General features: G+C 38.4%; 12 protein-coding genes. 9 read left to right on the top strand and 3 right to left on the bottom strand.

The window, feature by feature from the left end; all coding sequences use genetic code 11:
• Positions 1-164: 164 nt before the first annotated feature.
• Entirely contained in the window at positions 165-659 is a 495-nt protein-coding gene (gene scpB, locus IQ264_RS28130; RefSeq protein WP_193985219.1) for an SMC-Scp complex subunit ScpB, read from the bottom strand.
• An 88-nt stretch (positions 660-747) separates the two neighbouring features.
• Positions 748-1,992 carry a transposase-like zinc-binding domain-containing protein gene (locus tag IQ264_RS28135; protein ID WP_193985222.1) on the bottom strand — a complete coding sequence of 415 codons (1,245 nt, stop codon included), beginning with the start codon at positions 1,990-1,992 and terminating at the stop codon, positions 748-750.
• Positions 1,993-2,074: 82 nt separating this feature from the next.
• Here IQ264_RS28135 and IQ264_RS28140 point away from each other — a divergent pair, with 82 nt between their 5' ends.
• From IQ264_RS28140 to IQ264_RS28170, 7 genes are all read left to right on the top strand, one after another.
• Entirely contained in the window at positions 2,075-3,583 is a 1,509-nt protein-coding gene (locus tag IQ264_RS28140; RefSeq protein WP_193985224.1) for a UbiD family decarboxylase, read from the top strand.
• 107 nt (positions 3,584-3,690) lie between these two features.
• Entirely contained in the window at positions 3,691-4,164 is a 474-nt protein-coding gene (locus IQ264_RS28145; RefSeq protein WP_193985226.1) for a DUF6232 family protein, read from the top strand.
• A 177-nt stretch (positions 4,165-4,341) separates the two neighbouring features.
• On the top strand, positions 4,342-5,124 hold the full coding sequence (locus tag IQ264_RS28150; RefSeq protein ID WP_193985228.1) for a DUF4058 family protein: 783 nt from the start codon (positions 4,342-4,344) through the stop codon (positions 5,122-5,124).
• A gap of 42 nt (positions 5,125-5,166) precedes the next feature.
• The gene (locus IQ264_RS28155; RefSeq protein WP_193985230.1) at positions 5,167-5,373 is read left to right on the top strand and encodes a type II toxin-antitoxin system HicB family antitoxin; all 207 of its coding nucleotides are present in this window, start codon (positions 5,167-5,169) and stop codon (positions 5,371-5,373) included.
• Positions 5,374-5,425: 52 nt separating this feature from the next.
• Entirely contained in the window at positions 5,426-6,184 is a 759-nt protein-coding gene (locus IQ264_RS28160) for a hypothetical protein (RefSeq protein ID WP_193985232.1), read from the top strand.
• An 80-nt stretch (positions 6,185-6,264) separates the two neighbouring features.
• Positions 6,265-7,086 carry a Uma2 family endonuclease gene (locus tag IQ264_RS28165; RefSeq protein WP_193985243.1) on the top strand — a complete coding sequence of 274 codons (822 nt, stop codon included), beginning with the start codon at positions 6,265-6,267 and terminating at the stop codon, positions 7,084-7,086.
• 337 nt (positions 7,087-7,423) lie between these two features.
• Positions 7,424-7,762 (top strand): hypothetical protein, encoded by a 339-nt coding sequence (locus IQ264_RS28170; protein ID WP_193985234.1) that lies wholly within the window; start codon positions 7,424-7,426, stop codon positions 7,760-7,762.
• A 78-nt stretch (positions 7,763-7,840) separates the two neighbouring features.
• On the opposite strand, the gene IQ264_RS28175 is transcribed toward IQ264_RS28170, so the two are convergent.
• Positions 7,841-8,662, bottom strand: coding sequence for an SDR family NAD(P)-dependent oxidoreductase (locus IQ264_RS28175; RefSeq protein WP_193985236.1), 822 nt, complete (start codon positions 8,660-8,662; stop codon positions 7,841-7,843).
• A gap of 657 nt (positions 8,663-9,319) precedes the next feature.
• On the opposite strand from IQ264_RS28175, the gene IQ264_RS28180 reads away from it, so the two are divergent.
• Complete coding sequence (locus IQ264_RS28180) at positions 9,320-10,279, top strand: bestrophin family protein (protein ID WP_193985238.1); 960 nt, start codon at positions 9,320-9,322, stop codon at positions 10,277-10,279.
• A gap of 75 nt (positions 10,280-10,354) precedes the next feature.
• The gene (locus IQ264_RS28185; RefSeq protein ID WP_193985241.1) at positions 10,355-12,010 is read left to right on the top strand and encodes a WD40 repeat domain-containing protein; all 1,656 of its coding nucleotides are present in this window, start codon (positions 10,355-10,357) and stop codon (positions 12,008-12,010) included.
• The last annotated feature ends 61 nt before the right edge of the window (positions 12,011-12,071 follow it).

Below are 12,071 nucleotides of genomic sequence, written 5' to 3' on the forward strand. Positions count from 1 at the left end.
GGGGAAATTTCTGCCCAGATGCACTAGTACGGGCGGGTTTTGTTGTTAACTCTTTTGTTGTGAACACAGATTTATCTACTAAACCCGCCCCTACAACTCAAAACTTTCTGCCATGCCCCTCTGCCCCTCTGCCCCCCTGCTCCTCTGCTCCTCTGCCCCTCTGCTCAACTCTGGGCTGGCTGTTCGAGTACTTTGGGGAGTTCTTCGAGTTGGAAGTATTGGTAAAATTTATCTGTGACTTGTAGCCAGTACGATCGACTATCAGTTTGGCGGCGTTTGCGGACATAGCCTAATTCTACTAGTTCTTGTACTTGTTGGTACGCTCCTGAGCCTCGTAAGTCTACTAAGTCGGTTTGGGAGATCGGGCCTTTGAGGGCAATCGCTGCTAATGTACGTAAAGCCCCGACTCCTAGTTCTGGGGGGATTAAATTTTGCATGAGATTATGAAAGGTCGATCGCAATTGTAGACTGTAACCTTCTGGTGTTTCTACTACTTCTAAGGCACTGTCGCGATGTGCATAGTCATTGATTAGTTCGATCAGTGCTTCTTTGACTTCGGCGCGATCGCAGCCAGCATACTCAGCGATTTCTGATAGCGAAAGTGGCTGACCTTTTAAATACAGAATAGCTTCAATTTTAATTGCTAAACGATGCGACATCAGATGTTTTAGTTAAATGTTACCATTTTCAAGAAACTTGCGTTTCTGGATATTGGATCATAGCATTTAGGATATCGCTGACTACTGATTAAGTTAATTCAATTTTGTATTGATTCCCTTTTTGTTTAAGTTTGAAACAATTACAAGATTTGAGAAATTTACTTAACGTCTTGCCTAAACCTAATTCTTTAATTACCAAGCTGGGCGGTTTGCCATAAAGATTCATAAATTCTTTGGTTAATGTGTTAGTACAAATATCTTGTTTGGGATTTTGAGACTTCATTGTTTTGATTAAGTAGATTAAGGATTTTTCCAATTTTTCCTTGCTATCGATCGGTTCTATGCTATTTCCATTTGTTGCGGCTCCATTCTGAGCGCCATTTATAGAATTATTGATATAATTAGCAACCTCGCCAGAATTTAACATAACCTCCATTGCTAAATTGTTGGTATTATCTGATTGAGTTGTCGTTATGCTTGATTTTTCGCTGACAATATTTTCCTGTTTTACTATACTACATCTAGCTTGGAAAAGTTCTGAGAAAGCCGATATTTTTGAGATTTTTTCATCAAGGGATTGTCGCTCGGACTGAAGCAAACTTTCAAGTTCGCTCATGAGCATATCTAAATGGGGAATTTCTGTACTTAAGCTAATTAAGTAATGTTTAATTTCTCCAGTATTACGATTTTCGACAATTAATTTTCCATCTTTACGGCGAACCCAATAAACTAATAAACCATGACTTTGTAACTGGTGACAAAGGTGCATCAATAACCCATCAGAAGAACAAATAAATACTTCTTTAACTTGGGGATATGCTTTAAAAATTGATGCACCAAAAGCAATCATTTTGGCATCGGCGCTGTTTTTGCCATGAGGAACATGAATTAATTGATAACCGCGATCGTACAATTGGGCATCTTGTTTTGCCAACGATGAATTTCGCCAATTCGCAAAAGCAATTTTAATCAACTGCGGAGATTGGGCTAAACTAAGCAGAAACTTTTCCGCATTTAGGTCAATTTTCAGGTTTTCCACATCTAAAAGCAACACAGAAACACCAGTTTCAGAAGGAGATATAATTTGCTCATCCATCTGCATATCAGAGGGCAAATTTTCCGAATAATTGCTCTCAGTAACAGGTGTGACTTCTGCCATTGACTCTGATTCTAAATTGGTGGATAATTCTGGCGCAGAAATTTCCGTAATTGGCAAAACAGAACTAGCTGTCTCTAAAAATTGCCGCCCACAATTTTTACACAAGTAGTTTTGTCTGCCATTGCGACGACCATTTTTGCGGTAAGAAGTAGATTGGCATTGGGGACATTTCATGTTTACCCTCAAAGAAAGTGTCCTGACTTAGTAGCACGTTCTCACATAATATAAAAAAGGATGTTTTACAAATCTTAAAATAATGGCTAGGGATTTACGGGGATTTATTAAACTACTGGAAGAAAGGGGACAATTACGGCGAATTTCCGCGTTGGTTGACCCAGATTTGGAAATTGCCGAGATTTCTAACCAAATGCTACAACGGGGTGGGCCTGCGTTACTATTTGAAAATGTTAAAGGTTCTCCTTTTCCTGTCGCAGTGAATTTAATGGGGACAGTGGAAAGGATTTGCTGGGCGATGAATATGCAGCATCCTTTGGAGTTGGAAGATTTGGGGAAAAAATTGGCGATGCTGCAACAACCAAAACCCCCGAAAAAGATTGCACAGGCGGTGGAGTTTGGTAAGGTGTTGTTTGATGTGTTGAAGGCGAAACCAGGAAGGGATTTTTTCCCATCTTGTCAACAGGTGGTAATTCAAGGTGATGATTTAGATCTTAATCAAATTCCGATGATTCGCCCTTATGTTGGTGATGCTGGGAAGATTATTACTTTGGGATTGGTGATTACTAAAGATTGCGAAACGGGAACACCAAATGTGGGGGTTTATCGCTTGCAGTTGCAATCTCGCAACACTATGACTGTGCATTGGTTATCTGTGCGAGGTGGGGCGAGACATTTACGGAAGGCGGCGGAAAATGGGAAGAAGTTGGAAATTGCGATCGCGCTAGGTGTAGATCCTCTAATTATTATGGCAGCTGCGACTCCGATTCCCGTAGATTTATCTGAGTGGTTATTTGCTGGATTATACGGCGGTTCTGGTGTCCAATTGGCGAAGTGCAAAACAGTAGATTTGGAAGTTCCCGCTGATTCAGAATTTGTGTTAGAAGGAACAATTACACCAGGGGAAATGTTACCTGATGGCCCATTTGGGGATCACATGGGATATTATGGCGGCGTGGAAGATTCGCCATTAATTCGGTTTCATTGCGTGACACATCGCAAAGATCCGATTTATTTGACGACTTTTAGTGGTCGTCCCCCGAAGGAAGAAGCGATGATGGCGATCGCACTTAATCGCATTTACACCCCAATTTTACGCCAACAAGTCTCCGAAATTGTTGATTTCTTCCTGCCAATGGAAGCACTAAGTTACAAAGCAGCAATTATCTCCATTGATAAAGCATATCCCGGACAAGCAAGACGCGCCGCTTTAGCTTTTTGGAGTGCATTACCTCAATTTACTTACACCAAATTCGTCATTGTGGTCGATAAAAATATCAATGTCCGCGATCCCCGCCAAGTTGTTTGGGCAATTTGTTCAAAAGTAGACCCAACCAGAGATGTATTTATTCTGCCAAATACGCCTTTTGATAGTTTGGACTTTGCTAGCGAAAAAATCGGTTTAGGTGGACGCATGGGAATAGATGCAACTACCAAAATTCCACCAGAAACAGAACACGAATGGGGCGCACCTTTGGAGTCCGATCCTGATGTGGCGGCGATGGTAGAAAGACGCTGGGCGGAGTATGGTTTCGCAGATTTGCAATCAGGAGAAGTCGATCCGAATTTGTTTGGTTATGATGTGAAATAGATAGCTTAATCTACCCAATTTAATTGGGTGCATAATACCGTTTCAAATCATCACATAGTTTTGGGTGGGAGTTATTAGCTACCCACCCACAGGGTAATTGGGGAGAGTTGAAAAACTGTTCTCAAGCGAAGCTATTTATCTTAAATTACACAACTTTAAATAGCTTACCAATGGTTGCTCCCCAAGAAACACTTTACAATCAAGGCGGTGTCCGAATTACTTCAACTGTTTTGCAACAGGGAAATAGTTTCTATCGGATACGAGATCTCCATCGTTTTACTAGAAGCGAAGAAAGGAGAGTTGTTAATCAAGCACGAAATGACCTAGTAATTTTAGGTGCGTTGTTATTAATATTTGGTGTTCTTCTTGTGCAACCATTAGCAATGATAATAGGAATTATAATTATCATGATTGGTCTCAATAGTAGTTTTGAGCAAGTGGACTACATATTAACTATTCTTACTAATAAAAATCAAGAGATTAAGATTGTTAAAAAGAGTAGGCAAGAACGAGAAAACCTAGTACAGGCATTAGAAACAGCGTTTTATTATTCGACCCCAGGAAGAGAAGGTGCTAATTAAAATATGAAGTGTTAAATTGAAAAAAGAAGTTTTTGTATAATTTACAAGTTTTGTTTTTAATCGCAGATGAATGCAGATGTAGCTTGTTTCTCCGAAGGGGTACGCAGATGATTTAATTAGATCTTTTGACTTGGGCAATCAGTATAATATTTATAACGCGATCGCTGAGGTAAATCAATGCCTTCTCCATTTCCGGGAATGAATCCCTATTTAGAAAATCATAACTTATGGCCTAGTGTACATCACTTTTTGATTAGTAAAATTGCCGAGTTTTTATCTCCTCTGTTACGTCCTAAATACATAGTTGCTGTGGAAGTGCGAGTTTATGAAACTTATGGGGAAAATTTGTTAGTTGGGATTCCTGATGTAACTGTAGGGCGATCGCAAACCTCACTAAATCCGACTTCAACTAATGTTACTGTTGCTGAACCTCGATCGCAACCAATAACGGTAGAAATTCCGATTGCTGAAAGTATTAGACAGGGATATTTAGAAATTCGAGATGTAGAGAAGAAAGAGGTAGTAACGGTAATCGAAATTCTCTCACCTGTGAACAAACGGCCTGGGGATGGAAGGGAAGCATACACAGCAAAACGAAAGAAAATATTAGGAAGTTTGACACATTTAGTAGAAATTGATTTTTTGCGAAATTGGCAAGCGATGCCGTTTTTTAGTAATGGTATAGAAAGTGATTATAGGATTTTGGTTTGTCGTAGCGACCGTCTTCCATTAGCTGATTTATATGCTTTTAATTTACAAGATAAAATTCCTAAATTTCCTATTCCTTTAAAGTCAGGAGATGAAGAACCAGTGTTAGACTTACAGAATCTATTGCATAATATTTATGATATTGCAGGCTATGATTTGCAGATTGATTATAGTCGAGAATGTGTACCAGCTTTGTCAGAAACAAATGCAGCTTGGGTTGATGAAGTTTTGCGGGAGCAAGGATTAAGATAATGATTGTGAGATTTTGCGATCAAACTTAGGCAGAGGTAGATAATGATTCAAGAATATATTCAGAAAGCAATGGAAGCGGCGCACTACGAAATGCTTGAGGAAGATGAAGGTTTTTATGGGGAAATTCCTGGCGCAACTGGCGTATGGGCAACAGGTAGTACTTTGGAAAGCTGTCGAAAGGAACTATTAGAAGTGCTGGAAGAATGGATACTGATTGGAATTGCTATGGGTCATGAATTGCCAGAATAATTAAAGCACGTTGATCGTAAATAGTCTGTAATTAAAATTTTTAAGGAGAAGCATGAAAAGTAATTGGATGATATTTGGCTTTTATTTTGGGCTATTAATAGCTGTTTTTGTAATTAATAAAAATTTCAATATTGATGATAAATTTTCAAGTTATTATAAAAAATTTACTCCTTTCATAAAAATATCTTTTAAACTTGCTTTACCTATTTTATGTTTCCCATTATTATTTGCCTATTTATTTTATATATTTGGTATTTTTATAGAGAAGTTATCTACTTCATTCAATACAACAATTTTGGAAATTTTATTAAGAGGTATAGCACCACTTGTAACTGCCGGAATAGCAGCTTACATTGCTTATCAGCAATATAAGGTAAATCGAACCAACTTACAGTTAAGTCTGTATAATAAACGTTTTGTATTATATCACTCAATTATTGAATTGCTATCAGAAATTGCTCAAACCCGCAAGATTGATATTGAGCAAATAGAAGAATACAAAAAAATGCGTCGTGAAGCAAGCTTTATTTTCAATGATCAAACAATAAATGAATGGCTTGAGGAAACATACAATAAATTTTTAAAATTTCAAAAGTTAGAAGAAACTATAAAATTGAAGCAGGGTTTTCCCACAACATTAACATATAAAAAAGAAGATGGCACAACTTTAAGTATAAATTGTGACGATATAGAAGTAGACACACGAGGAATGAGGGAACTAATTTGGCAGTTAGAGATTATAAAAAATATAGAGGATGAAAAGAAAATAGAAAAAATATTCCGTCCTTATTTGGAAATAAAAAATTTCTAAGCTCTAATACTGCCAATGCTAGCACACAATGATGCAAAATATTTTATAGATAGATAGCAATCAGTGGAATGAGTATTCCCATGTTTCGATTCAAATATCCAGTAGTACAAACTGATCCGCCTCTTTCTCCCAGAGAAACTTTGCCGACAATGTATGATTTACCCAGCGAAAACCCGGAGGAACCAGGATTGCCTGATGAATTTCATGATTTGCAACCCCAACTTTTGAGTTTTACTTTTCGTCCGCGCCAGTTTTTTCCCGAACAATTGTTTTGCGAAAGTGACATGAATCTCTATTACGATGTCCGTCATCAAAACTGGTATAAACGACCAGATTGGTTTGGGGTTGTGGGAGTTCCGAGACTTTATGATGGGGGAGATTTACGCCTGAGTTATGTATTTTGGCAAGAGGGAATTAGTCCTTTTGTCGTAGTAGAATTGCTCTCTCCGGGTACGGAAAAAGAAGATTTGGGAGAGACCATTAGTAGTGTTAATCAACCTCCTACTAAGTGGGAAGTTTATGAGCGAATTTTGCGGGTTCCTTATTATGTGGTGTTTGATCGCTACACTGATACATTAAGAGTATTTAGTTTAGTTTCTGGTCGTTATCAAGAGTTAAATTTAACAGAATCAAAAGTTTGGATGCCTCCCTTAGAATTGGGCTTAGGATTATGGCAAGGTGAATATCAAGGAATTAATCGTTTATGGTTACGTTGGTATGATGAACAGGGAAATTTGATTTTGACGGATGCAGAAAGGGAAAAGCAACGTGCAGAAGCAGCGGAACAACACGCCGCAGAAGCTCAACAAATAGCAGCAGAAGCTCAACAAAGAGCAGAAGCAGCGGAACGTCGGGCGGAAATTTTAGCTCAACGGTTGCGAGATTTAGGAATTGAAATGTAGGAGTTGAGACAATACTGCTCGGTTAAGCATTTTTTGCCTTTGGAAGGGCGAAGCATTCGGACAGAAAATCTAGGGTTTGAGTACATAAATTGTCGCCCGAATGCTGATGCCTCCGGCACGCACTCGCGAACGCCCCTACCCTTAACCGAGCAGTATTGGGAGTTGAGAAGACGATCGATTTAGCTGGATTTGAAAAGTGCGATCGCCAAAGTTCTATTCCCCAAGTAATATGTAATAATGCTTAATCCATTTGATACAAACCTCTGGTATGACGCGCTACCTTTGCTAAATGTGGCAATTTATTTAGTAAAGGGACTTAGGGAACACCAGAATTCTTATGTATCAACCAGAAGAATCAAAAATAAGAAAACCTGAAAAAACTACAGATATCCGAGTTGCTGCTACTACGAAAATTTGGTCTTTAGCTACTGGAATGTTTGCTTTTTGGATGATATTTTCACCTGCTAAAGATAATGTTACTGTACCAGTTGTCATTGCTTCTAGCGCCGCAGTCGGGTCAGCTTTTGTCTGGCTTTCTGATGAAAAATTGTCAGATTCTTTAGAAGAAGAGCAAGTAGAGAAAATTGAAAGACGGCTGGATAAGTTAGAAACAATTGCAGCGGCTGAAGATTTTGAAATGTGGTTAACCACTAAATATATAGCATCGAGAAATTAGAAATAAAAAAAATTTATGTTATTGCGCTTTGGAGCTAATAAGAGCGATGAAGCGCAATAACGTACCTGTACTTGTTAATTAATTAGAGATTCTCGCCTCTCGCAATCGTCGGTAACGTTTGGGTTTATTGTCAGGTAAAGGTGCAGCCATGAGTAAAACTCTATCTACTAGCCAAGGGGCAATTTTTTGACCTAAAACTGCTAAATGACTTTGCCATCCGATTAAAATTTCTGGCTGTTCTTTCTGCAATCCGGTAATCAATGATTTAGCAACTTTTTCGGTAGTTGTTGGTTGTACCCATTTAAACCATTGTAATTCTTTTACCATGTCGGTATCTGTTAAGGAAGGTAGCAATGCTACTACTCGAATATTGTATGGTGCTAATTCACCTCTCAAAGCTTGAGTGAATCCTAAAATAGCAAACTTAGTAGCTGAATAAGTTGCCATTGTGGGTGCGGCTATTTTACCCATTAAGCTGGAAACATTAACAATTGTACCTTCTTTTTGTGCTGCCATCCGTCGTGCAACGATCCTCGTCATAGCATACATTCCCATCAAGTTAATCGCGATTTCTTGCTGAACATTTGGCAAAGGCGACTTCAAGAAAGGTGATTGATGTGCAACTCCAGCGCAGTTAATTAAAAGATGAATTGGGCCATAATCTCGCCAAGCTTGAGCGATCGCAATATTCACCTTGACTAACTGCGATAAATCCAAAGGTAGAGTGACAACTTCTACCCCTAAAAGTTCAATTTCTGCGGCTACTTCTGCTAAACGTTGGCGATCTCTAGCTACTAATAACAAGCGTTTCACTCCATTTTTTGCTAGTTCTAGTGCGATCGCACGACCAATTCCACGAGAAGCTCCAGTAACTAGAGCTGTTTTTCCTAGAATATCCATAAAAACCTCCAGAGTAGAGGTCTCACACCATTTTTATTCACCGAGTTAATAAATTCGCTAACACAATCTCGGTGGGGAATGAGACAAAAATAACTCACAATTGACATTAGAAACTCAAGACATATCTCAGAAACATTGCTGGGAACCTCATTTTCGTAAATTTAATCTGAGATCTGCCTTAAAGTTGGAATCAGAAAAGTTTAATGTTGATAGAAACTACCCAAAGTAACCGAGTCAAGTACCAAAATATTAGCCATAGAAATAGTTAAACTAACAACAAAGAAGTTTCTGGGCTACCTAGTGGAACAGTCAACGAGTAGCCATCAGAAAAATATCTTCAGGCAATTCTGGAATTACTCACAACGTAGAGCATGGGTAGTACATCTCCTAATACACAAGGGACATGAAGCAGTAATATGCACAGATTAGCAACTAAATCAAGAAACTGCAATAATTTTTTATGAAAATTCTATGACATTTTTGTGACAAAAATGAGAAATAGATTATTTTGGGAGTGCAAAACCCTTACTGTAGAGGGAATCCAGTCGCTAATACCCTGTCTGTTGCGCCCAAAATCAGGGTTTTTACCACAAATACCAGAGAGCCAGAGTATTATCGTTTGTAGAAAGTTCAAAATAGTTTGGCAGACAAAATCGGATGTTAAGAGACAAATTACAATGGTATAAATCAGCCGTTCAGTTGCGAGGTTCAGTTGTTCCGGCTGTTTTACCCCGCGCCATATTTTGTGGCGTAATAGGCGTGATTGTTTCTGCAATGCACCATCACGGATTAGCTGTATCCTTACCTTTTTTAGGTAGTTTTATTCCCAATATTGTGTTAGGTTTATTGTTGGTTTTTCGGACTAATACGGCTTATGAAAGATTTTGGGAAGGACGCAAAATTTGGGGAATAATTACTAATACTACTCGTAACTTAGCTCGACAAATTTGGGTATCTGTGGAAGAAAAAGAACCACAAGACAGAGAAGGGAAAATTGCTACATTAAGATTATTGGTTGCTTTTGCGATCGCCACTAAATTACACTTACGTTCTGAACCTGTAAGTCAACAATTAGAAGGACTAATACACCCAGAGCAATACCATAAGCTTAAAGGAATGAATAATCCTCCATTAGAAGTTGCTTTTTGGATTTCCGATTATTTACAATACCAATACGAGCGTAACTGTTTAAACATCTATCAGTTAACAGCATTACAAACATTAATCAATGAATTAGTAGATTGTTTAGGAGGTTGTGAACGCATTTTGAAAACACCAATACCCCTAGCCTATGCTATACATTTAAAGCAACTTTTACTAATTTATTGTCTATCATTACCTTGGCAAATGGTTGAGAATTTTGGCTGGTTTACGGGATTGGTTGTGGTAATAATTAGCTTTACTTTATTAGGAATTGAAGAAATTGGCGTGGAAATAGAAAATCCTTTTGGATATGATACCAACGACTTGCCATTAGATACAATTTGTGCCAATATGCGCCGCAATATTGAAGATTTAATTAGTTTAGCTCCCAGTGTTAGAAATGGGCAAAATAATCAAAAACTTTCTCCTCAATCTATAGCAAATAGAAGGTTAGAAGATAACGCTAAGTTATAGTAAACAATGGACTGGACTACCCCACTAAAATTTCTTCAAAATGACTTTGTTCAACGCCTAAAGAAGCAAAAAGCTATGGCCTACTCCCTGCTGGAAACAAAAATTCGCGGGTGTCATAGTGAAATGTTTACTATTAACGAAGAACAGTTTGAAGAAATCCAACAATTATGTCAACATCAAGCCGAAAGACTAGCTGAAAATCAATCTAAAATTCCGAATAATTATGACTTTTGGCTAGAGTTTCAGGAACACTTCCGACAAGGAGCTTATGAATATTTATTACGGGAACAACTGGTTGATGCGAGTCTTAACTACTGTTTCGGAAATCTAGTTGAAAAACTGGAAATTGACCCCCTTACGAATATAGAATTAGATGCAGAAGGAAACTTGAGTAACGCCAGTAAATTTACTTATATCCTAACTGATATACCGAAAGTAAAAATTCAGGTTTATGTTTGCGATCGTCAAAGTTTTAATAGCCTCAAAAAAGATAAAGTTCGCTGGTGTGTTACCACAGACGATCTAAAAAATCACCAAGTTTTATTATTTATGTGTTTACTGGGGTTTCCTGACACTCGGACAACAGCAGAAATTCCAATTATTTTCACAGGTTTTATTCCCACTAACCAAGTTACATTCACTGGGCCGAAAACATACCTGAAATTAACCGATCTACTATACATAGGAGGAATTGGTTGTTATCTAGCATCTTTTCAGAAAGCAAACACACCCATCACAGAAAGCTTTTTAATTTCAGAAAATATTAAAATCTCAAATGATGATAATTCTTTATATCAAGAAGTTGTAGGTTGGAAATTAGCTTACACTCTGACAGGACATAATAACGCAATTAATAGTTTAGCTATCAATTTAACAGGACAAATTTTAGCTAGTGGGAGTCGCGGAGTAATTTGCCTTTGGGATTTGACAGATGGGCAATTAATTAGTACTCTTTCTGAATATCCTTGGGTCAAAAACTGGGAAATAGATGAAATTAATTCCTTGGTTTTTAGCCCTGAAGATCATACTCTGATTAGTGGTGGTACAGACACAACCTTAAAAATTTGGCATCCAGGGGCTCAAGATTTAATTGATATTTTGGAACAGCATAATGGTATAGTTCGTTGTTTAAGTTTTAGCGCCAACGGACAAATTCTAGCTAGTGGTGGGGATGACCGGAAAATCCATTTATGGAACCGTCGCCAGAGAGAAGCATCAGGGATTATTTCTTGGGGTGATGGTGTTCCTCATTCCCTAACTTTTAGTCAAGATGGACTTTTTCTTGCCAGTGGTAGTTACCGCAAAATTAAAATTTGGTATTTGCAAGATGAAACAGGATCAGAATCTCCCCATGCTAAATTACTGCATACTTTAACAGCACATTCTCATATTGTCACTGGATTACTTTTTTGCCCAGATAATCAAACTTTAATTAGCAGCAGTCGCGACGGCACAATTAAACTTTGGCACTGGAAAACTGGGAAACTAATTCGCACTATTAAAGAAGATATAGGTGCCATTTATGCGATCGCCCTAGATCCCAAAGAAGAAATCATCGCCAGCGGCAGCGAAGACAACACCCTCCGCCTCTGGCATCTCTCTTCGGGAAAACTCCTTGGCATCTTCACTGGTCACACCCAACCTGTAAACGCCGTCGCTTTCACCCCCGACGGACAAACCCTCGTCAGCGCCAGCCAAGATAAAACCATCAAAGTCTGGCAACGTAGTTGAAAGGCAGAAGGCAGAAGGGAAGAAAAGGCAGAAAGTAAAAATTTCTCTTGCCCCCTTGTCC

The organism is [Phormidium] sp. LEGE 05292 (assembly GCF_015207735.1).
Classification (GTDB): domain Bacteria; phylum Cyanobacteriota; class Cyanobacteriia; order Cyanobacteriales; family Aerosakkonemataceae; genus Floridanema.